The organism is Anabaena sp. AL09 (assembly GCF_001672255.1).
In the GTDB taxonomy this organism is placed as follows: Bacteria; Cyanobacteriota; Cyanobacteriia; order Cyanobacteriales; family Nostocaceae; genus Dolichospermum; species Dolichospermum lemmermannii.
The window spans coordinates 44,527-68,022 of the sequence record NZ_LJOQ01000009.1; the positions used below are offsets into that span (position 1 = coordinate 44,527).

Annotated in this window: 18 protein-coding genes and 1 pseudogene; 9 read left to right on the plus strand and 10 right to left on the minus strand. The window is 36.9% G+C overall.

Annotated elements, in window-relative coordinates:
- Nucleotides 1-268 precede the first annotated feature (268 nt).
- From AN490_RS01495 to AN490_RS01515, 5 genes are all read left to right on the plus strand, one after another.
- On the plus strand, nucleotides 269-2,554 hold the full coding sequence (locus tag AN490_RS01495) for an IMS domain-containing protein (protein ID WP_299999295.1): 2,286 nt from the start codon (nucleotides 269-271) through the stop codon (nucleotides 2,552-2,554).
- Complete coding sequence (locus AN490_RS01500; RefSeq protein ID WP_299999297.1) at nucleotides 2,512-2,664, plus strand: hypothetical protein; 153 nt, start codon at nucleotides 2,512-2,514, stop codon at nucleotides 2,662-2,664. Before AN490_RS01495 ends, AN490_RS01500 begins: the two co-directional genes overlap by 43 nt.
- Nucleotides 2,665-3,074: 410 nt before the next feature.
- Nucleotides 3,075-4,322: a DUF4912 domain-containing protein gene (locus AN490_RS01505; protein ID WP_299999299.1), complete on the plus strand. Its 1,248-nt coding sequence runs from the start codon at nucleotides 3,075-3,077 to the stop codon at nucleotides 4,320-4,322.
- Nucleotides 4,323-4,600: 278 nt separating this feature from the next.
- Nucleotides 4,601-5,443, plus strand: a complete 843-nt coding sequence (locus AN490_RS01510; RefSeq protein WP_015078571.1) for a YaaW family protein — start codon at nucleotides 4,601-4,603, stop codon at nucleotides 5,441-5,443.
- Complete coding sequence (locus tag AN490_RS01515; RefSeq protein WP_299999302.1) at nucleotides 5,425-6,771, plus strand: O-antigen ligase family protein; 1,347 nt, start codon at nucleotides 5,425-5,427, stop codon at nucleotides 6,769-6,771. The genes AN490_RS01510 and AN490_RS01515 overlap by 19 nt, the downstream gene beginning before the upstream one ends.
- Before the next feature lie 157 nt (nucleotides 6,772-6,928).
- Here the strand turns inward: AN490_RS01515 and AN490_RS01520 are convergent, their stop codons facing one another.
- The 3 genes from AN490_RS01520 to AN490_RS01530 form a co-directional block, all read right to left on the minus strand.
- Nucleotides 6,929-7,531, minus strand: coding sequence for a superoxide dismutase (locus AN490_RS01520; RefSeq protein ID WP_299999304.1), 603 nt, complete (start codon nucleotides 7,529-7,531; stop codon nucleotides 6,929-6,931).
- 383 nt (nucleotides 7,532-7,914) lie between these two features.
- Nucleotides 7,915-9,534 (minus strand): bifunctional pantoate--beta-alanine ligase/(d)CMP kinase, encoded by a 1,620-nt coding sequence (locus AN490_RS01525; protein WP_271837327.1) that lies wholly within the window; start codon nucleotides 9,532-9,534, stop codon nucleotides 7,915-7,917.
- A 148-nt stretch (nucleotides 9,535-9,682) separates the two neighbouring features.
- Nucleotides 9,683-10,798 carry a septal ring lytic transglycosylase RlpA family protein gene (locus tag AN490_RS01530; protein ID WP_299999307.1) on the minus strand — a complete coding sequence of 372 codons (1,116 nt, stop codon included), beginning with the start codon at nucleotides 10,796-10,798 and terminating at the stop codon, nucleotides 9,683-9,685.
- Nucleotides 10,799-11,564: 766 nt separating this feature from the next.
- Between AN490_RS01530 and AN490_RS01535 the strand changes: the two are divergent.
- The 4 genes and pseudogenes from AN490_RS01535 to AN490_RS01550 form a co-directional block, all read left to right on the plus strand.
- Nucleotides 11,565-11,899, plus strand: a pseudogene (locus tag AN490_RS01535) (glutaminase); the annotation flags it as partial.
- Nucleotides 11,900-12,000: 101 nt separating this feature from the next.
- Nucleotides 12,001-12,738, plus strand: coding sequence for a TIGR04255 family protein (locus AN490_RS01540; RefSeq protein ID WP_299999309.1), 738 nt, complete (start codon nucleotides 12,001-12,003; stop codon nucleotides 12,736-12,738).
- Nucleotides 12,738-13,019, plus strand: coding sequence for a hypothetical protein (locus AN490_RS01545; RefSeq protein WP_015078564.1), 282 nt, complete (start codon nucleotides 12,738-12,740; stop codon nucleotides 13,017-13,019). Before AN490_RS01540 ends, AN490_RS01545 begins: the two co-directional genes overlap by 1 nt.
- Nucleotides 13,016-13,555, plus strand: a complete 540-nt coding sequence (locus tag AN490_RS01550; protein ID WP_015078563.1) for a hypothetical protein — start codon at nucleotides 13,016-13,018, stop codon at nucleotides 13,553-13,555. The genes AN490_RS01545 and AN490_RS01550 overlap by 4 nt, the downstream gene beginning before the upstream one ends.
- A 53-nt stretch (nucleotides 13,556-13,608) precedes the next feature.
- Here the strand turns inward: AN490_RS01550 and AN490_RS01555 are convergent, their stop codons facing one another.
- The 7 genes from AN490_RS01555 to AN490_RS01585 form a co-directional block, all read right to left on the minus strand.
- Nucleotides 13,609-14,493 (minus strand): ParA family protein, encoded by an 885-nt coding sequence (locus tag AN490_RS01555; protein WP_299999312.1) that lies wholly within the window; start codon nucleotides 14,491-14,493, stop codon nucleotides 13,609-13,611.
- A gap of 97 nt (nucleotides 14,494-14,590) precedes the next feature.
- Complete coding sequence (locus AN490_RS01560; protein ID WP_299999314.1) at nucleotides 14,591-17,137, minus strand: DNA translocase FtsK; 2,547 nt, start codon at nucleotides 17,135-17,137, stop codon at nucleotides 14,591-14,593.
- A gap of 29 nt (nucleotides 17,138-17,166) precedes the next feature.
- Nucleotides 17,167-19,287 carry an ATP-binding protein gene (locus tag AN490_RS01565; RefSeq protein WP_299999316.1) on the minus strand — a complete coding sequence of 707 codons (2,121 nt, stop codon included), beginning with the start codon at nucleotides 19,285-19,287 and terminating at the stop codon, nucleotides 17,167-17,169.
- Nucleotides 19,288-19,345: 58 nt separating this feature from the next.
- Entirely contained in the window at nucleotides 19,346-20,179 is an 834-nt protein-coding gene (locus AN490_RS01570; protein WP_299999318.1) for a transcription factor RcaD, read from the minus strand.
- Between the two features lie 128 nt (nucleotides 20,180-20,307).
- Nucleotides 20,308-22,320 (minus strand): ATP-binding protein, encoded by a 2,013-nt coding sequence (locus AN490_RS01575; RefSeq protein WP_299999320.1) that lies wholly within the window; start codon nucleotides 22,318-22,320, stop codon nucleotides 20,308-20,310.
- A 113-nt stretch (nucleotides 22,321-22,433) separates the two neighbouring features.
- Nucleotides 22,434-22,601, minus strand: coding sequence for a four helix bundle protein (locus AN490_RS01580; protein ID WP_366925006.1), 168 nt, complete (start codon nucleotides 22,599-22,601; stop codon nucleotides 22,434-22,436).
- 10 nt (nucleotides 22,602-22,611) lie between these two features.
- Nucleotides 22,612-22,797, minus strand: a complete 186-nt coding sequence (locus AN490_RS01585; RefSeq protein ID WP_366925005.1) for a four helix bundle protein — start codon at nucleotides 22,795-22,797, stop codon at nucleotides 22,612-22,614.
- Nucleotides 22,798-23,496: the final 699 nt, after the last annotated feature.

Consider the following 23,496-nt stretch of genomic DNA (forward strand, 5'->3'; position numbering starts at 1 on the left):
GGGGCAAGGGAACAGGGAACTCTTAACTGGGAACAGGAAGAGAGTTTTGGGCGATTTTACTTCACCTACTTAAATAGGTAATAAGGGCTATAAAAAAATTAACGTAAATGACTAATATATCTGTTACTATCTACACTTATTGTACTAGGTCAACACGGTATTAATCAAGCTATGATTATGGGACGGTTTTAGAAGCCTGGAACGCTCTGGGTAAATTATGTTAATTTTTACGAGATGCTACGAGAACACAGTGCAGGGGACGTAAGCTGTGCGAATTCCGCTTGATTATTACCGAATTCTAGGATTACCGTTGGCGGCTAATGAGGAACAATTGCGACAGGCATACAGCGATCGCATTGTCCAATTGCCCCGACGGGAATATTCGACTACATCTATATCTTCTCGCAAGAAGCTGATTGAAGAAGCTTATATGGTTTTATTAGATACCGACGAGCGCAAAGCCTACGATCAGCTTTATCTAGCTCACGTTTATACTCCTAACAAAACTGCTGATCAAATTCCACAACAAACCCTAACAGATAATAACTCCAAAGATCAAGATGCTCAAAGTCTCAGCATCGAAATCACCCCAGAGCGATTAGTTGGCTCTTTGTTAATCCTCCAAGAACTAGGAGAATATGAATTAGTATTAAAACTTGGTCGCCCGTACCTAGTTAATAAACCTAGTTCAGTTAGTCTGAAAACAGGTCATCGTGCTACCCAAATAGAAATTCCCGAAAACCCTGACTTACCAGATATTATCCTCACCGTCTCCCTAGCTTGCCTAGAACTAGGACGGGAAGAATGGCAACAAGGTCACTATGAAAATGCCGCCGTATCCTTAGAAATAGGTGAAGAATTATTAGCACGAGAAGGCTTATTTCCCAGCGTCCGCGCTGAAATGACCGCTGATCTTTACAAACTGCGTCCCTACCGCATCTTGGAACTATTAGCACTACCACAAACACAAATTCCCAAACGTCGGCAAGGATTAGAATTATTACAAAGTATCTTAGAAGATCGTGGCGGTATTGATGGTACAGGCAACGATCAATCAGGATTAAATATAGATGACTTTTTACGATTTATCCAACAAATTCGCCATTATTTAACAGTCGCAGAACAGCATAAACTCTTTGAATTAGAAAGTAAACGCCCCTCAGCCGTGGCCACATATTTAGCAGTATACTCCCTAATCGCCAGAGGTTTTGCCCAACGCCAACCAGCATTAATTCGCCAAGCCAAGCAAATGTTAATGCAATTAGGCAAACGCCAAGACGTGCATTTAGAACAATCGCTTTGTGCTTTGCTAATGGGACAAACCGAAGAAGCCACCCGTGTTTTAGAACTAAGTCAAGAATATGAAGCCTTAGCTTTTATTCGGGAAAAATCCCAAGACTCACCAGACCTATTACCAGGACTGTGTTTATATAGTGAACAATGGTTACAGCAAGAAGTATTTCCCCATTTTCGGGATTTAGCAAAACAGCAAGCCTCTTTAAAAGATTACTTTGCCGATAGACAAGTACAAGCTTATCTAGAATCTTTACCCACCGATGCCCAAATTACCAATGAATGGTCAGTAATTAATCATCAATCCTTTCCCCAACCAGATATTCATCATTCCAATCACCATAATAATCACACCACAAAAACATCACAACACCATCAACCCGTCAATCCTGAATTACCAGAAACCCACCCTCGACCTCAACCTGAATCTACCCAAGTTTCCATACCGAGATGGAATCATCCACCAACAAATGCAAATGCGGGAAATCAAACATCACAAATACCTTCAACAGCAGCAACCCCGAACCTAAGACCACATCAAACCAATGGTACTCCGACCGCAGTAACAAACCACCAGTCCCCCAAACGCAGAAGACGAAAACCCACTACTAATACCCTTCCTCAGCGGTTTATCCAGTCTCAAACTAATTTTCTCAGTAACCTAGATCCAAAAACGCGCTTAGTTTGGCTAGTTTTGTTTTCATTGGGAGGAGTATTAATTTTTTCGTTATTAGTATCAACAACTTTTGGCTTAGTCAAAAATATCTTCTTTCCCAGTGCATCATTACAGGGAGAACAGTTAGCAATACAACTAAATCAACCACCAATAACCATTCCTAACCCTAACACCAAACCTGAATCAAGCACCGAAGAACTGACCAAGGAGACAGCAAAGGAAGTAATTGAAACTTGGTTATCTGCCAAAACCTCAGCTTTAGGGCAAAAACATGACATTGATGGTTTAAAGGAAATTTTAACAGGTGCAGTTTTATCACAATGGCAGTCAGTAGCCCAGCAAGAACAAGAAGAGAAACGCTATCGCCAATATAAACATAATGTAGAAATAGTAGCTGTTTCTAAAAAAGGTACAGATAAAGATTATGTATCTGTAGACGCTAAGGTACAAGAAGTTACCCAGTTCTATCAGAATAGTCAGCAGAAAAAGTCTTCTAATGAAAACTTGCGCGTTCGCTATGATTTGGTTCGCAAAGAAGGTAAATGGCTGATTCAGCGAATGTCAGTAATTCAGAATTTTTTGTAATTGGTCAGTTGTTAGTAGGGGCGAAGCATTTGGAAGATAAATTATCGGTCATTGCCAAAAATAGTTCTCCAAATGCTTCGTCCGTACAATTGTTCGTTGTCAGTTGTTAGTTGTTAAATCTACTCTTTTCCGTGTTCCCTGCCCTCAATGTCATCAAACCTTGACAGTAATCTTCTGTCTGAGATCACTATATTAAGATTCCATGACAAACTGATCCCCGCAGGGCTGATAACTACGTGAAATATAGTAAAACCTATCTTTAGACCCCTTGATCCCTAGATAGTTTTACTGGTTAATATTTACTTAACAACTCTTGGCAATCCCAAAGAAATGCAAAACAACGGCATAACTAGGAATTTAGATGAGTTGGTTCTCAATAAAAAAACAAACAGTAAACAAATTTAAAACTGGAGACAAACCAGGAGTCAGGAATAAAAAAATCTGGGTAGATGATATTTCATCAAAATTTTTTTAACCCGGAAAAAATAATTTACCTTGTAAACTACTGGAGTCCAAATTAATGGCAAAAGAACGGCCACCGCTAGAAGAGATGACCCTACGGCAATTACGCAAAGTTGCCAGTGAATATTGTATATCTCGCTATAGCAGAATGCGGAAATCGCAGTTATTAGCATCAATTGAAGAAGTTCAGCATAGTAAGTTCTCGCTCAGTTCATCCCCTAATCTGGAGGCACAAGAAACCGTGGAAGCAGCAAAATTCGAGCTAGGTCAAGAAGATCGGACTGGTGGTTCTCTGGCTGACGTTGATGAAGCACTGGCGGATTTACCTGCTGGTTATGGTGACAGCCGGATAGTTTTATTACCCCGTGATCCTCAATGGGCTTACACTTACTGGGATATTCCTAACGACCATAAAGAAGAATTGCGTCGTCAAGGTGGACAAACCCTAGCTTTGCGGATTTATGATGTCACTGATCTTGATCTAGATTATCAAAGTCCCCACAGTATCCAAGAATATCCTGCGGATGAACTAGCCAGAGAATGGTATTTGCCAATTCCTGTGAGCGATCGCGATTATGTGATAGATGTTGGTTATCGCACCGCTGATGGTGGTTGGTTAGTATTAGCACGTTCTGCGAGAGTACATATTCCCCCCGTCTATCCTTCCGATTGGATTGAAGATGTGTTCATCACTGTAGACTTTGAAGAAGACCTGCGTGCTAAGACCTTCTACGAACTAGTTCCCCCATCTAAGAAATTAGCAACTGCTGCTGCTGCGACTGCGGGTGGTGGAAATCCCATTTACGAACAAATCTTTGGTCTAGCAGAATCCGCTGAAGCTCAACGGGTAGCAGGTTCTATCTTCGGTTCTATGCAGCACGTTCCCGGTTCTGCTGCTCCCGAACAAACTCTCAGTTCCTACGTTTTCCCATCTGGTGTGGGTATGTGGGCTGTTCCTACCGTATCTGGTTTAACCATGTCCGGTGTGGGAATGTCCGGTTTCTCCGCTTCTGCTGTTCCTGCACGTCCTCGCAAATTCTGGTTAGTTGCTGACGCTGAATTGATTGTTTACGGTGCAACTGAACCTGATGCAAATGTTACCATTGGTGGTCGTCCAATTAAACTCAATTCCGATGGTACATTCCGCTTCCAAATGTCCTTCCAAGATGGTTTAATTGACTATCCAATTTTAGCTGTTGCGGCTGATGGTGAACAAACCCGTTCTATTCACATGAAATTTGAGCGGGAAACACCTTCTCGTCATACTAATACTAAAGATGAAGCTGTTCTGGAATGGCTGGCATAATATTTGTATCTGAAAATTAACCATAACTGTAATTGTTAATTTTACCCGCTATAGGAATACTATAGCGGGTTTTTTACTGAAAAAAATAAACAACTTTAGCTCACATTCCGACCTCAACTGTCACAATTGTTAATTACTGGAAGAAAAATATAAATTAAGCATAAAATGAGGTTTATATAGACAAAAAAGACATTTGAGCAGTCATGAATATGGAAAATCTGATTTACAAGATAGTAGAATAGGGGACAGATAAGCTGCACCGAAGAGAGGAAGGGAAATTGGAAGAACTCAGAGCGGTATTGGAACTAGCTACAGAAGAGGAACTACAGGACTTAACAGCAATTCTGTTTAGTCGCAAGTTTAACCCCTTAGATTATGTTCACACACCCGAACCCATTGCAGTACAAAGCCAAGATCGTCAAACTTGGTTAGATACAATAGAAAATCGCTTTCGTTTTTTAGCTGCTGACGGGATGACAGTATTACGGGGACGTACTGATCAAGTAACTTACAGACAAGCCCTAATTCAAGTATGCAAATATTTGAAAATTCACTATTATCAAGATCTAACAACAATTGATTTAGAAGCAGAAGTATTTTTGCATCTCTTAGGAAAGGTTTGGAAAAAACTACCAAAACAGGAAAAACAACAACTAACTATTAATGTTCAACATCAATTAGCACAATCAAAACTTAAACAACCATTACCATTATCATTGCAACGTGATCCTTTAGGATTAATATTTAAAGGTGGTAGTGCCTTGGCTGTAACGTCTGTAATCCAACCTTTTGTTCTCCAACAAATCGCCCGTCAATTTGCTATTCATTTAGCTACTTATCAAGTAGCGAAAGAAGCCACAATTACAGGTACAGGATTAGCAACCAAACAGTTTCAAAACTATGTAGCTTTACAAATGTCCCGTCGAGGTATGACTATGAGTGCAGCCCGTTATGGTGCGGTTCGCAGTGCATTTGCTTTGGTTGGTCCAGTCATGTGGGCTTGGTTTTTTGCTGATTTAGGTTGGAGAGCGATCGCCACAAACTATGGCAGAATTATTCCTTGTGTCTTCACCCTCGCGCAAATTCGTCTTACCCGTACAGAATGTTGGGAAATAGCTTAAACAAAAGTTTTTATCATCCAAATTCCCACTTACAAACCCCTTGGAATTGGTTGCAATTTGGACTATTATCTTGCCCCCTGAGTCCATTTTTGGGCGGTATTTCTATCGTCGTGGCATCATTGTTAACTTGGCGAAAACAATCGCGGCTTATTAGCAATCGGCCAATTCACAAGGGATTTGCTCTTTTGAGTATCTTACTACTCATTACTACCGGATTTGCCTATCATAAATTAGATGCTTTTTTAGGTTTATTCAACTTCATCCCCTTCTTTTTCTTTTTTACAGGACTAACTTCCCTGATGCAAACACCCAACCAATTACGACAAATTTCTTGGATCATGGTGTTTGGTTCTGTACCTGTTTTAATCATCGGTTTTGGGCAATTATTTCTCGGTTGGAATTTCCGATTTCAGGTTTTATGGATTGTCTTTGATTGGATAGTTGCACCAGAAAAATCATTATCAGGACGCATGGCTTCTAACTTCATGCACCCAAATACCTTAGCCGCATACTTAGTAACTATCTTTATTTTGGGTTTAGGTTTATTGCTAGAAAACTATCACAAACTCAAGCAAAAAAATCGCCTGATTATCTTCTTAACAATTACGGTATTTGCTAATTTTATCGCCTTGATATTAACCAATTCTCGCAATGGTTGGGGAATAACTATTTTTGCCTGTTTAGTTTATGCTTTATATCAAGGTTGGCGATTAATTGTTGCTGCTGTTGTCAGTATTACAAGTTGTTTTTTCTTAGCAGCTTTTGCACCTTCACCTATTGCCCAATTTTTCCGCCTTTTTGTTCCCTACGGCATTTGGGCGCGGTTAAATGATGATATGTTTCCTGATAGACCGCTGGAATTAATGCGGAAAACTCAATGGGAATTTGCCTGGAATTTAACTCAGCAACATCCTTTAACTGGTTCAGGTTTACGCAGTTTTAGTGGACTTTATAAAACCCAAATGCAAATTGATGTCAACCATCCCCATAACCTATTTTTAATGCTGTCTGCGGAAACTGGGTTAATTACTACTTTGCTATTTTGTGGTTTGCTGGCTTGGATATTAATTGCAGCTAGTCAAATTTTATTTAACAATAAGAATAAGATCCCCGACTTCTTAAAGAAGTCGGGGATCTCTGCATCTATAGAACCAGAAAATCGCCTAATCTTCTTTAGTTATCTCATCACCTTTATAGGGTGGATATTATTTAATACCGTTGATGTCACCACATTTGATATTCGGTTGAATACTCTCTCTTGGGTTTTTGTTGCTGCATTGTGCGGAGTTATGTATGAATATCAATCACGTCATAAAACCTCGCGGTAAGTGGGAAACTCAGCGGCTAAAGCCGCTGAGAGTGTCAAACAAGTAGGTAGACTGGGGAAAACCCAAATGTGTAAAGCAATCTTAACAAGAGGATTAGTGTGAGGGAAGGGGTAATTAACAATTATCAATTACCTCTTTCCCCATTAAAATCTAAGCATCAAGCTTTTGCAAAATTTGCAGCAACAAAATCCCAGTTCACCAAATTATCTAAGAAATTCTTGATGAATCCAGGACGAGCATTTTTGAAGTCAATGTAATATGCGTGTTCCCAAACATCAATGGTAAGCAATGCTTTTTTACCATGTGCAAGGGGGTTTTCTGCGTTAGGGGTTTTGATAACTTTGAGTGTACCACCATCATCAACCAACCAAGCCCAACCACTACCGAATTGAGTTGCAGCAGCAGTAGAAAATTCCTCTTTGAATTTCTCAAAGCTACCAAAATCCTCTTCAATTTTAGCTGCTAATGCGCCCGTAGGTGCGCCGCCACCTGCTGGTTTCAAGCAATTCCAGAAGAAAGAGTGATTCCAAACTTGAGCCGCATTGTTGAAGATTCCAGCCTTAGCAGAGTCACCAAAAGCAATTTGAATTACTTCTTCCAAAGACTTATTAGCTAATTCTGTACCATCAACAAGCTTATTCAAATTATCTACATAAGCTTTATGATGCTTACCATAGTGATATTCAAAGGTTTCCGCTTTCATGCCATAGGATTCTAAAGCATCAGAAGCAAAAGGTAAAGCTAGTTGGGTAAATGCCATTTTGTGAAATCCTCTCTTTACTGTTTTCTAGTTGAAAGCTATTGCCAGAGCTAGGCAAATTACAGGTTTCGTATTCAGGAATTTTATACAAAACTTAACATTGTTATTCTACTACCAAACTGAAAATTCCCAGCAATTAGTTTATAAATAAAGCAAATTTCATCTATTTAGACCAAACTCCTAACTTCCCTCTGTTGCCTCTGCACCTGAAGCGTGAGAAAAAAGCCCAGCCTAAAATATATAATGATCAACTCAGACTAATATCCATCTCAAGATAGATGAATCAATCTGCAAATAGTTTAGGATGTAGTTCAAAGCACTAAAATCTAATAATGGTGAGTCCGTCGGCACTCACCACCATTTTCAACTCAAAAATTCCCGAATTACCAATGGGATAGCCGTTGATTGTAGTGGCTAATAATTTGTGCTGCTACTTCAGAAGCTGTTAAACCATCAGTTTGTAATTCAATCGCATCAGCCGCTTTTTGCAAGGGGGAAACCTTGCGATTGCTGTCTTTCAAGTCCCGTTCAGCAATGTCCCGTTCTAGTTGTTCTAAACTAACTGCGGGTTGGTTCTGCTTTTGAAAGTCTTGCTGACGACGACGCGCTCTTTCACCCACAGAGGCGGTTAAGAAGATTTTAATTTCCGCATCTGGGAAAACATGAGTGCCAATGTCCCGACCTTCGGCCACTAAACCGCCACGTTGTCCCCAGCTTTGCTGTTGTTGAACCAATGCTTGACGCACAGTGCTTTGAGCAGCGATCGCTGATACTTGAGAAGTGACTTCAACTGTGCGAATTTTCTGAGTGACATCAATGTCATTAATCTGGACTCTGACGGGAGATTGCAGGCTTTGACTGGGAGTCAGTTCAATTTTACACCCAGCAACTAATTCAGTAACAGCACAATCATCATCAATGGCAATTCCCTGTTCCAGCACTAGCCAAGTAATCGCCCGGTACATAGCGCCCGTATCTAAATAGACTAAACCTAATTGATGTGCCACTTGGCGAGCGACGGTAGATTTACCAGCACCAGCCGGACCATCAATAGCAATGATTGGTTGGCGTAGTCCGTCGTTGCCATCGCGCAAAATCGTATTGTCAATTAACCGTGTAGAACCAAGACGAGCAGCGATCGCCAACATTCCTTCATCCTCAACTTTTTCTAAAAACATCAACGTATTCGGTTCAACCAATTCAATATATTCCAAGCTGATATTGCTAACTTTTGCGATTTCTTGCCGCGCTAATGCTATGAGTTCACCACTGTCACGAACGCCAGCCCGAAACGCCGCCTCAGCTTGCCGTAAACCTTTAAATAACACCGTTGCTTGCTCTTTTTCTGTAGCCGTCAAATATTGATTACGAGAACTTAAAGCCAAGCCGGACAATTCCCGCACTGTAGGACAAGCAACAATTTCTACTGGCAAATTTAAATCAGCTACTAACCGTTTAATAATTGCTAGTTGTTGGCCATCCTTTTGTCCAAAGTAAGCTCGGTCAGGTTGTACCAAATTAAAAAGCTTGGTAACAATCGTTGCCACACCTTGAAAATGACCCGGCCGAAAATTACCACACAAACTAGATATCATATCAGATGGCGGGATCACTTGTGTCACCTGAGTTGCTGCTATATTCTTCCCAGGGACACCAATTTCCTCCGGAGTTGGGGCAAAAATCACATCAACTCCCGCCTGTTCACAAAATTGTCGGTCTTGCTCTAGAGTGCGGGGATAGCGTTGATAGTCCTCATTTGGTCCAAATTGCAGGGGATTGACAAAAATACTGACAATCACCGTCGAATTTTCCTGTTTAGCCCGTTCAATTAAACTTAAATGACCTTGATGTAAACCCCCCATAGTTGGCACTAAACCAACTGCTGTGGGAGACCAACTGGTTTGTTCATCAAGTCCGAGATCCTCTGGTAGCCTAAGATGGCTTGGCCAGCGACGGCGATTTAAATAGCAGCGTAAGGCTACAACTTTTGTCAGCACACGCACAAAATACCCCTAGTTCCAATAATCCTTTCCCCCGTTAGTGTATATCTGATAGCGCAGCGTGGCGCAAAGGATAATTGGGGGATAAGAGGGACGAACCAGGGGAATTTAATAGTGAAGAGCGAAAAGAGAGTAGGAATTAGGAAACGGGTTATTTTCCTAAAACCTCAAGACTGACTTGAGCAACGCCACTGCCGATCATGCCTAATAGCCGGGCAGCACCAGCGGAAAGGTCAATAATTCGACCTCGGATGTAGGGACCTCTGTCATTGATTCGCACGACGACAGAGCGACCATTCCGGGTGTTAGTGACACGGATTTTTGTCCCCATGGGTAAACTCCGGTGAGCCGCAGTTAATCCTTCGGGATTATATCTTTCACCACTGGCGGTTTTATTGCCAGAGCCATCATATCCGTACCAAGAAGCTATCCCTTGAAAACTGAGATTGATATTTCCAAAGGCAATCTTTTGCGGTAAACTGGCACTGGAGACTGATCTATCTACTGGTAAGTTGGCAATTGCTTGAATAGGAGATGCGTTACCTATAAGTCGCCGCAGTCTATTAGTTGCTTGTAAGGCATCTTGGGCAAGATTTTTGGTACTATCTGCTAATATTGTGACTTTATTGACTTCTACCAGTTCTTGACCGTCAATAGTAATGGTGTAGCGATCTGCCGACGGTTGTTGAACGATGAAGCCTGGCTTTTGGGCTTTATTGTTAATTGTGGAGTTGTCTCCTGTTTTCCAACTGACGGTAATCTTGCTCGCGTCTACATTTTTTTCGATCAGTTCATTGATTCTAGCGGCTATAACACTAGCTTTTTGAACTGGATCATTGTCAATGGACCTAACTTTTTTATTAAAATCGACTACATTCCCAGTATTGCTAAAACTGGTAACTTTGGCGGAGTTGGTAGCAGTCCGCGGGTAAGAATTTAAATTCTCGCCATTGCCGATTACTCCAACTTTTGTTTTGCTGTTAGTAACTGGGTTAGAACCCAAAAAGGTGAGAACGGGAATATCCCGAATATAAAGAGTTGCTGCTTGTAAGCCGCGAATACTGTGAGGATGAATTCTGGTAATCACAGGATTGGAAATGGGGCTTTCTGTCTGGGATTGGTACTCTCCTACTTTGACTGCATCATTCGCAGATGATGCTTGGCTAGTTGGGGAAATTCCCGCAATGGTTTGAGTTCGACCAACTGAGGGTAGACCCAAAACAGCTAGAAATACGGCAACTGTAGTCCACAAATGTCTTTGATTCATGCGTCCGATTTTAAAGCGACTATAGAACTTAAGTTTTATTTAGCTAGGGTTTTTCACTTGATGAATAGTGATCCCCTTTGGAAACTCGAACCCGTTCCGCTTTCACTTTGCGTTTTGTAACTCGAATACATTAGCATGAATTTTTGGGCTTGGGGATCAGGGTTTTAGCGGAAGTCTGAAAGAAATGCTTAAATTTACGGTTGAGTTTGAGCTTGTAAACCGTGTTCAAGTCAGGATTTTGGCTATGTAACGTTTTTTTGGAAAATTTCCAGATTTTCCTAGGGAAACTTCATGTTGGCTGATCACATAATTCAACGGTTACTCCCTAACATTTATCCTCAGTAGTTGTAAATTATTAAGTATTGAAAAATGATCAAGTCAATTTGCGTTTAGATAAAATTTTACTTTCAATAATTTGATTGTTAGAAGCTAAAATTAGCGCAAAAACAATCTCTACAAAGATTTTATTTGCAAAATACTTTGGTTGTTTCGCTCAAGAATGATAGTTTTTTATCTAGATTTTAAATAAGTAAATACTATTAAATATTTAACTTTATAAGTTTTAATTATTACAATAATTACTGAAGCAATAAAAGTGATTTATCTCCAGTAAGTATTTATTCTTATCCTGAGATAAATAATTAATGAGACAATGAAAAGAGTGGTAAGCGCGTATATATAAGTATTTTAAGTATAAGAAACTACCTTATATTAGCTTTTACCGTAATAACCCCAGCAATCAATTTTGTATCAATCAATCAGCCCCATCTTTAAGCTAGAAAATCCAGAAATATTACCACCAGCACTTTTAGACACTCTCAAAGAATTGCATTCCCAGTATAAATCCCTGAAAGATGGTGTAGTAGCCAACTATATTCCCAAACTTACCAAATTAAATCCTGATTTATTGATGATTTGTATTGTTACTACAAACGGACAAATTTACGAAGTTGGAGATTTTCAACAACCGTTTACTATCCAGTTAATTGCCAAAGTCTTTGTTTATGGACAGGAGGCGCATTTAACGCCATTAACGCCATTGTCCTTGATGGACATTCCAAGCGTCCTGATCATCCGGTGGTAAATGCTGGGGCTATAGCAATTATTTTTAAACAAAATGCCTTGGGAAACACCCATATAAATTGTAAAGTAGTGTAATTTGTATTGTTTCAACTGACAAGGCAGTTTACAATAGTTCTAGTATGGAAGCTAGAAAACACTATTCACACGCACCAATCACCGAAGCAGTGATTAACATCCAAGCTCAACTGTCGCCAAAAGTTAAGCTCGATGTTTTGTGGCAAATGTACTCAAATATTCAAACTGAGTACCCAAAGTGCGAAGATGTGTTCATTTTGCAGGGACAAATGATTGTAGCTGCTACTGTAGAGTCCACAGCCACTCAATCTCAAATTGGTTATAGAGTCTTAAGTAGTGACCAAAAGCATATTATAGAAATGCGATTGGATGGATTTAGTTTCAGTCGGTTAGCGCCCTATGACTGTTGGGAAAACTTCCGAGATGAAGCCCAGCGATTGTGGAGTATATATCAATCATTGACATATCCACAAGCTATTACTCGTTTAGCAATTAGGTATATTAATAGATTAGATATTCCTCTACCTGTTGGTGATTTACAAGAATATTTAAGGACATTTCCTGAAGTTTCTGGTGACTTACCTCAAGGACTAAGCGGCTATTTTATGCAGCTACAAATTCCTCAGGATAATTTAGGAGCAATGCTAGTTATTAACCAAGCAATTGTTACACCACCTACAGAAGAAGTTGTTTCTATACTATTAGATTTAGACTTATTTGTGGAACAGAATATTGCTAATAATGAACTAGGAATTTGGGAACTTCTAGAACAAATGCACACACAAAATAATCAAGCCTTTGAAGCTTGTATTACAGAACGCACAAGGGAGTTGATTAACTAATGGCTACTATTACCCCCCTACGTCCGAATGGGACTCTTATCCCACAAAGACGAATAGTGTTAGACACAAAAGCAACTTCACAGTTGCAAAGTCCAGAAGGACGCAAGATTGATGATATTTTGCGTAATTTGATATTTATCAAGCAATATCTAGAATCTATTGAAATAAGTAGTGAAATAAATTACAATCCTGTTTTACCAAAACGCTCAGAACGTATAATTATGCGTGCCAAATTTAAAGGGCGTGGAAAACCTATGCCATATCCTTTAGAAGAAGAATGACGATAGAATCTTTTTGGGTGCAGATAAATGAAGCGACGCTCAGGCAAGGAGATTACCTACCTGGGTGTATTGTACCATTACCAATATTTGATCCGACAACTTTTGGAAAAAACTATGAAACTCAGGACATAGAAATAGAAGTAAATGAATATGATTTAATTATTTTAACTCAGAGTTGTGATTTAGATAATAAAAAAGTTAGTCAAGTTTTACTATGTCCTATTTATTCAATATCTGAATATGAAATTGCCAATCCAGCATTTGCAAAAAAGGGTAAATGGAATGAAGTGTTAAGAGGTAGAATTGAGGGATTACATCTACTTGCTTCGCCCATAAATCCAGGTAATAATAGGGAAGCGTTAGTTGTGGATTTTCGTCAAATTTACAGTTTACCTTATGAATATATTTTAAAACACGCTACAGAATTGGGTTCTAGATGCCGGTTAAAATCTCCTTATTTAGAACATTTTTCTCAGGCATTTGCTAAATTATTTATGCGAGTTGGTTTACCATCTTCAATACCTCCTTTTTCTTAAAATATACCCAGATACCCGACTTCTTAAAGAAGTCAGATACCTTATTTCTCAATTTACAATTTCTGCAACAATTCCTGAGTTAACTGCATAAATGCCTTAGAACCGGCTGTATTCGGACTTAGTAAGGAAACTGGCATAAAACTATCAACAGCTTTGGCAACATTAACATCAACTGGTATTTGGGCTTTACAGATTTTATCTACTCCAAAATCTTCAACTACTCGGTGCATTACCTGTTTATAATATCTGCCATTCAGGAGATTGGCATTAGACATACTAAAGACAATTCCCAACATTTTAATATCTATTTTAGCTTCGTGTTCATGACTTTCTTTTAATTGGGCAATACGTCTTTCTAAAAGTTGAATTCCGACTACAGATAAGGGTTCTGGTCTAGCTGGAAGAATGTAGAAATCACTAGTAGCTAAAGCACTCCGAGTCAAGAGATTATAACCGGGAGCGCAATCTAAAAGAATAAAATCATATTCATCCCGGATAGGTTCTAAAATATCTCTAATTAAGACCCTTTCAAAGCGATTCCAGATGGTTTCAAAATCCTGTTCTCCTAACGCTACTGATTGATTATGCAGCATTTCTGAAACCACAAATTCATCATATAAGTCTATATCTCCCGGTAATAAATTTAATCCGGTCAGGTTACAAACTTGAGATTGAATGATGTCCGAAATGGTAAATTTTGCCTCTGGTTCAGGGTTAATAATTTGATCTAGTAAATATCTAAATGTCTTTCTTTGTTTGCGACGTTTGGCAAAATCTACTGGTGACATTAAACTCAGTGTGGCACTAATTTGACTATCTAAATCTAAGACAAGTACCTTTTTTCCGTGATTTTTGGCTAAACAAGTAGCTATATTCACGGTAATGGTGGTTTTACCGACTCCACCTTTCATGTTTGCGGTTGCAATTACATATCCCATTTTAATTCCCCTACTGACGCTTTCCCAATGATATAGCGTTTATATTATCTAATAAATTTAGATCCCCGACTTCTTAGAGAAGTCGGGGATCTTTTTTTTAAGGTAGCTGAATAGTTTGTGCTAATAAGCTTTGAAGACGTTGTCCCTGCGAACCACCTTGGTAAACTAAATCACCTTTGCCTAATAAATAGGCTGCTGTTGTTTCTTTTCCACCCAGAATAATACATGAATCTGCTTGGCTGGAGGTACGCAGGGCGACTCGTCCAGGTAGGTTAGAACGGATAATTGGGGTGACAATACTGGCTTCTGGACGTTGTGTGGAAATAATTAGATGAATGCCGGCGGCTCTTGCCATTGCCCCTAAACGTTTGATACTTTGTTCTAATATGGTGCGAATTTCTTTTTCTGCCATAAAATCGGCATATTCATCAAATATACAGACAATACGCGGTAAAGCTGGGGAAGGACGTTGATTATAGGTGGTTAAATCTGCACATTTAGCTTTTTCAAATTTCTGATAACGAGATTCCATTTCTGCAACTAGTTCCTGCATTAATTCTACGGCGCGATCGCTATCTTTGACAACTGGTGCATATAACGACGACATTTGTTCAAATTCGGGAAATGTTACCCGCTTGGGGTCAACTAAGGCAATTTTTAAATGTTGGGGAGAATGACGATAGATTAAACTGAGAAGTAAGGATCTCAAAAATTCACTTTTTCCGCTTCCTGTTGTTCCTCCCACCAAAAAATGACAAGTATTCGGATCTGATAGATCAGCCTCTAACAACTTCCCATCAATACCCACTCCAATAGCAATTTTTACGGGTGCTATTGGTGGTAAAAACTGCTTTTGAATATAATCTTCAAATTTGGCAATTTGTCTATCTTGACGCGGTAAATCAATACTTACATAACCAGCTTGGGGAGCAATTAAAGGCGGATATTCTAACCCCAATTGTACTTGTAAATCAGCGGATAATTTGAGAATTGAAGGAACTTTCACACCTAAATGTGGTTTAATTTTCACCCGAATAAATGCCGGACTTACATCAGCACCATAATAATCTACATTAACCTTAAAAGATTCTAGAATTGTCACTAAAGATGCGCCAATTTCATCAGCATTAATAGATGGCTCGGGCTTTTTTCTAGGAGGTTCTGTATCTGAATTTTGATCATGATTAGATTCAACACCAAAAAAAGTCTGACACTTTTGTTGTTGGGGGCAAATTTCACACAAATGAGGTTGAGTTGTCGCAGGTGGTGGGTTAGGATTGGGAGATTCCCAACTCAACCATTGTTGCATTTGTAATAATTTATAGGGAATTAATTGATGAACCGTATTTTCTAGTTGTTCCCAAGAATATTTGTATTCTTTAAATTCTGGTAAAACACAATAAACAGCAGAATCAACAGGTGCTTTTTTCTGCTTCCATAACATATAACTATAAAGAGAAACTTGCGCTAATTGTGCTGCTGAATCTACAGATTGATAGGTTTTAAATTCTACCATACAAAGGCGTTTGAGTTCAAAATTAAAAACTAAACAATCAAATTCACCTCTGATTAATTGTTTTGTCCCATTAGGTAAATCAAAGTAATATTCTAAACTGCGTTCTTCAGAAATAAAAGTATTCTGAATAACTGTTTCTGCACTGCAATAACGACGATTGATGATCAACAATTCAGTAAACTTTTTAATTAATCCTTGTAAACCTTGCCAAACTTGTAGCAGTAGAGAGGCTTTACTCGCGTCTTTTGCAATTGCATTTTGTAAATAGGGAAAGAACTTAATTTTATAGAATAGTTGTTGAATTTCCAACGTAATTACATCTACCTTTAATTGTGTTGCAGATGGATTTAATAAAGTTTTAAATCTGGGTTCAATTAGCAGTAAATTAATAAAATCATCCGCTATTTGGTGAAAGACATTACCAATACCAGTAATGGCATCTTTAGGAGAGAATATTGCTTTACAATTAAAATTATGATTTAGATAAAATAGTCGCGGACACTCAAAAGCTAATCTAACTTTAGTAGGAGTTAAAGAAGAGTTTTCAGATTTATTATTTACCATATTAAATACACGACTGATAACATCAGGATTGGATATTTCCAGTAAGCGACGATGAACAGCAGCGAGATAAACTGTATCCATTGCTGCATAGTTTAACTGTTTTTGAGTCAGGGGACGTTTTCCCCAATCACTGCTTCCTTCTTCTGCGTCTACATTAGAAAAATGGCAGAGTTCAGCAGCTAGGGTTTTTAGTTTTAAGTTGGTAGTTTGTAAGACTTCTTTGGTGATTTTTCTCGCTATTTTGAAGGTACAAGTCACATTTTCTGCTAGTTCCTTCCCCAAATATTTTAAATCAAAACCAGCATTATGAAAAACTTTCTCAATTTGGGAATTAACCATGATTTGGTTAATGAAATATGCAGCCAAATCAGGTTTATCTAAAACATCAAAAATATAAGCAAATTCACCGGTTAAATCTGTATAATCAGCCAATACCTGAATTAGTGCTAATTTTGGTTTATCAGTATACCAATCAGCAATTTCCGTATCTATCCATAGAGTTTTAGATAGGGACAGTTGGGAAATTTGCTTGTAAATTTCAGAAGCTTCTGTCAGGTAGTGCATTGGCTGATATAAAAAATGTGCTGGATAGATTACTTGTGAAGAACTAAACAAATTGATTGAGCTTCTGGCTTTTCGTCGGGGTTAACAATTTTAACTTTATCTTCCTGACATAGTTGTTCAATCAGACTCCGAATTTCACTTTCTTTTGCATCAGGAAATTGGTTAACTGCTTGTGAAATTAAAGTAGGTACTCCCATAAATGCTTGAGTTTTCACGAGATTTAATAGGAAATTTTTAACAGGTCTTAAATCTTTTCCTTCTTTACCATTTGTTTCTGACTTTCGATTTGATTTAGCAACAATATCTAAATCCTGTAATAAAGTACATTGATTCAATATCTCAGCTTCATTAATTAAAGTTTCTAGTCTTTGTAAATTAATCGTTTTCCCACCAATTACTAACTCTTGAGATTTGGCAGAATTTACCAAACTTTGATATGTTGCCAAGTAGTGAATAGAAGACAGACTTGGTTTAATATGAACATGATTAGTATTCGTAAAAATCTGTCTATAGAGTTGATTTCCAGCCAGATTTGGTTTTCCTAAATCTCCAGCACGGATTAAGTGCATAGTTTGACAGAGATTTTTTTGAATTACTATTTGACAAGCATTCATTACATGATAAAAACTAGTCATATTTGAGTCTTCTGTCCAAACTATACCCAATTTTTGCCGATTTTTAGGATGTTGATAACTCAAGGAATAACTAGCATACTTTCCGCTTAAAAGTTTAGACTTAACTCCCTGTATTTTTAAAGTAGATATAGACTGCTGCAACATCTGAATTAAATCAGGTGATGATAACAAAGAAATCTTGGTAATTTTCCCCTGGCTTTTTGTATATTCGTGCTGCCATAATAATTCAAATTCTGCTTGAGTTGTATCTTGATTATTTGCGGGTGGTGGTGGAGGAAGAATAATGATAGGTTTAGGAATAGTTTCTTCGTCGCGTGTTGTCACCTTTATTTTTATTGTCACTGGTTCTGGCTTTGGTTTTTCATCTTCATCTAATAACGAACCTTTATATTTTTGATATTCTTCACGACCTAGAGTTAGTGCATTTCTAGGTTTAGTTTTACTACCGGGGTAGTTTTTCTCCAACATTTCCCGATTTAGTGGAAAAATAGGAGATTCAGGTCTGGGACTTGCTAGTTGATGTAATGGTTTTAAGTGATAAGTCCAGAGTGCTTCTGCTTGTTCTAGTGTAATATCTTTTAGCCTAGTTTTTCTATTTATTCCTACTGTATCAGCTAAGAAAATTCGGTCAAGATGCCGATTCCAATTATTAGTAATAACGCTAATTATCACCAAAAAGTTTTTTAAATTATTTCCATGAATTGTTGTATTGACATTTAAAAAAGGTTGTATATCCAGGAGACCTTCTGGTAATTGGGGCATAGTTTCTAAATTGTCAAAACATAAAACAATCGGTTGGGTTTGTGTAGAAATTCTGCCAAAGTTGGCTAAGATATTTTTTGCAGCATCTTCTGTATCAATGCAGGACTTGACCTTGATTGCCTTCATAGAATCTTCATTTAAATCATCACCACGCAGCCATTCACAAGCTAAATCATATAATTCTGGATTTGCGAGATCATGCAGCACTCCAAAAAACATATCAGGGTTATAAATACCTGCTTTTTTATAAGTATCTTTCAGGTGTTTAATAAATTTTTGCCGATTACTTTGTAATGCTTCCCAAAAATTATCATTAAATATTCTTTGTTTGATATCACTTCTTGTAAATGCGGTTAAACTTTTCAACCACAACATTAACTGTGATTCCTTTTTACCTTCAGGAACTTGAATTAAACTATCAACAGTACGACGTAAAATATGCCGCCAAATGTGGGTACTATCAGGCCAGTCACAGAGAATATAGGCAAAAAATGCTTTGCTATTAAATGAGCGTTTAATCCGTCTTAGTAAATAAGTTTTGCCAGAACCAGATTCACCTTCTAGTAAAACTGTACGACTACGATGATCTTCACCCACTAAATCTAGTAATTCTTCAATTTCTATGATTGCATTTTTATGAATTGACTCAACCATAAGTAATGAGTCTTCTTCGTCAGACCAAAACTCTAAATGTTTCATTTCGATGTCAAAAGGGTTGACCTCGCGTTTAATAATGTTCTTAATGTCTGTCATAGATACACATTTGTGAGAGGAGGAAGTGATGAAAAAATGAAAAATATTGGAAAACCTGTTAATTAACTATGATAAAGAACAGTTGTCCACCAATATTTTGAGGAATTCCCGCGTCAATTTGTTCTGGTGTATAAGCACTAGATTCTTGTAAGGTACTAAAATCAATTTTGTCACTTTTTTGCAACCTATACAAAGCCTGATCTAAATCATCTCGTAATAAAGGCGGTTGTAACTTTTGCCGTAAATGGAAAATTGGTAAATAATTCTCTGTCCCCAATTCCCGATCTAATTTCTTGATAGTCTCTAAAATTTCTTCATCACTAATATTGATATTAATATCAGAAACTAAAGTAGAAACTTTTTCTGACTTTAACCGCAAATTCTTCCGTAAAAACCGCACATAAGTACCCAGCAAATTAAAGTCTATATTTGCTTTTCCTTCGGGATTATATTCATCTCGCAAAACTTCAATTCCTCTTTCCGTTAACCAAACTTCAGCTTTAACCCTTTTCATCTTGATTTCAGCAGCAATTAAACCTCGTTCACTCAAGATTTTTAAGATTGCGTCTCGTTCATCTGATTTTAGCGATGAAACTTTGATTTCACTGGGGGCTATTTTTCCAGAACTCTTACCTGTCTTCTCCAGTACCTTGAGTTCTTTATCATCAATAGGTAATTGTGCCGAGTCGAGTTTCAGTAGTGCTTGACCAGGAGGTAAAATCTTGACTGTGGCAATTTCGCGGGAATAGTCTACATATTCCAGTTCCCCCAAATCTCGACAAATTTTGTTTTTCTCACTTTTAAAACTATCAAAAATGCTGGAACTCAAGCCAGTACGATAATTGGGACATCCCAACAGTTTTAAGATGAACTTTAACTCTTTCGTTTCCATACGGTTAGTCTTGCTGTATTCGATACTTGACTACTTTAGCGCGAATCACAAAAAAATAACACACAGTTTCTATATTAACTCTAATAAGAGCCAATACTGCTCCGCAGTTGACGCAAAATCATCTAAAATCAAGTTATCTTCCTTGCTAAACAAACTAATTGGGACTCTAAAGGTGCTTTAGGATCAATAATCCTTAGTTTCTTTTGCCAACATAATTGTTGAATTAAAGCTTCTATCTTAGATTCACTTAATTCAGGAAAACAATAGTTAGTTTTTCGGATAATAATTTGTGTATTTAAACAAATCTGACTCTTAACTAAATAAAAAATGTAATTCTTATATTCTTTAAGTTGTTGATTAGCATTTTTTTGATCATCTGAATCATAATTACTAACAACTAATCGTAACTTTTCTAATAAACCACAATTGTTCAAAATCTTGGATTTATACATCAAATATCGTAAATCTTTTAAATCAATCACTTTACCAGCAATTACTAAATTTCCTTCATAAGCACGTTTAACCAAACTATTATATGTAGCTAAATAATGAATAGATTTTAAATCAGAGATAATATGAGAGTGGGAAAAATTCATAAAAATTTCCTCATAAATTTTATACCCCTTATCATTTTTGCTTCCTAATGATTCTGCACGAATTAAAGATAACTTTAACGACGGATTTTTTTCTAGAGTTTTTCTACAAGCTTCCATTACATGAAAAAAACTGGTAAGATTGGGATCTTCCATCCAGATAATACCTAACATTTCCGAGTTATCTGTTAAATGATAACCTAAGGAATAACTAGAATATTTAGTTCTCACAAATAATGGATAAATAATTTGATCTACTTGTAATACTATCAGAATTTCCTCCAAAATCCTTATTAATTCTGGAGATGATAATTGACGTATTGTAAGAATATTTTGCTGAATTTTAGCAAACTTTTCATACCATATTACTGGAAAATAAGATTCTATTTCTAAATAATTAACCTCTTTATTTTCACTTCGTTGCGGAAATACAAAACTTCCTTTTTCACTACCTTTAGTTAACCATCTTTTATAGGCTTGCAATGTATCTCTCGCATAAATTAATAAATCTCTAGGATTGGTTCTACCTTGCGGAAATTCTTGTTCTAATATTTGACGATTTAAAGGATAAATAGGAGAAGGTATTGGCGAAAATTCTTGATTATATAATATTTTCAGCCTTGATTCTATCAATAATTCAGCTTGTGCTAAACTAATATCTTTTAAATAAACTATTTCATCAATAGCATATTTATCAAGTTGACGAATTGTTTCTTCATTTTCTTTCCATGTACAATTGTTGATATTAAAAACCATTAATGAAGTTATATTTTCTTCTCGAATTTTAGTATTAACTGCAAATAATGCTGGTAAATCAAGACTTCCATCTGGTAACTTACTAATACTTTGTATTTGATCAAAACAAAGAACAATAGGTTGATGATTACTAACTATTCTAGACAAATTAGCTAAAGTTTCTCTAGCTACAGTTTCTGTTCCAATAGATTTCTCTATCCCTAAAGCTTCTAAAGATTCTTGAGTTAAATCATCTCCACGTAAATATTCACAAGCTAAAGGATAGAGCAAGGAATCAGTTAAATCGTAGAGGATACCAAAAAAAGTATCATGATCATGGATCTTCACATTTTTATATATATCCTTTAATTTTTTAATAAACCTTTTTCTGTCACTTCTTAAAAAATTAAATATATCATCGGATTTTATATCCTGTTTAAACTTAGATACCCAAGGTAATAACTCAGACTTTTTATTTATATCTGATGTTGTTATTAAAGAATCAACTGTATAGCGTAAAATATGCCGCCAAATTACTTCTCTTTGTGGAAAGGGAGGAATATAAACAAATAATGCTTTATGACTAAACTGTTGATATAGTCTCGATAATAAACATTCATTATTAGAACCATTATCACCATTAATTAATACAGTACGTGTATAATTATTTTGAACAACTTCATTAAATTTTCTTTCAATTTCAATGAATGCCTCTTGGTAAATATAATCAACGATAGGTTCTTTTTCGTTAAATACATTAATTGGGTCAAAAGGGTTAGTATTTCCTAAAACAATTCCACCAAAACTTGCCATGATATTTACTCCTAATTCACAGAATTTGATCTGGCTCTTCGGTACTTGTTATGCTAAACCGAGAAGTTGAGAGAAGGGAACTCTTAACAGGGAACTCTTAACAGGGAAAAAAATTAATTTTCTAGTTTTTTAATAAGAATAATAATCATTCTGCTTTCTTCTTTTAATAAATTAAGAATCATTTCTGCATCTTTTTCTGAACATAATCCTACTCGGTGAGATAAAATTAGATGAGTTTCTAATTCATTAACTGACCCTTGGGCTATGTTTAAAAATCTTATATATTCTCCTCTATATCTTCGTCCATATCATAAGAGATATATTAGCCGGAATAGATACAGCACTTCTTCTAACTTGTTGAACCATACCATATAACTCATCCTTGGGAAAAAGTTTAGTGAGGAAATAGCATCTTTGAGCAATATCCATCCTTTTTTGCCAAATTATTAAGTCTTTAAAGTCATTAATATCTGACATTCCTTCTGTTCCCTGTTAAGAGTTCCCTGTTCCCTCCAGGGGAAACGCATCTAAATTTTATTGACAAAACACCATTTTTGTGTATAAAGGAAGGAATCGGTATTTATCGTTTGATTGATTTTTTCAATGGTTTAAATCATTGTCAATAAGTAGACGTTAATGCGAATTTCTGGGTCATTATTGAGATTAAATAGTCCTTATTGATAAGATGCGTTTCCCCTGCTTTTCCCTCCAGTTTAGCATACTAACTCCGGTAGAGCCTTTTATCTAAGATAGCAGACCTATTTTAGTTTTTGTTTTTTTAACCTATTCTTAAAGAGCTATTTAAATTAATCAGCGAGATATTAAATACTACAGTATTCACAATTCTGTGGCAAGTGATTATATTGTATTCATAGTTTGATTGATTCTCAGAAAAAGTTACATTTACAATACAATATAATATAATATAATATAACACCAAGCAATTCTCAAAAATTAATTATATAGTCAGCTATTTCATGTTTGTTAGCGGGATTAAATACCTTTAGTCACGCTAAAAATTAATATGCTTTTGAAAAAAATTTTATCCAGATACTTAGATAAATTCCACCAGAGAAGGAGATTTATCTGTATCATATTTTAGACAACTAGATAATTCATGTTTCTGAATATACCCATTTCATCCTTGACAGTTCCTAGCCATGCACAAAAACTCTT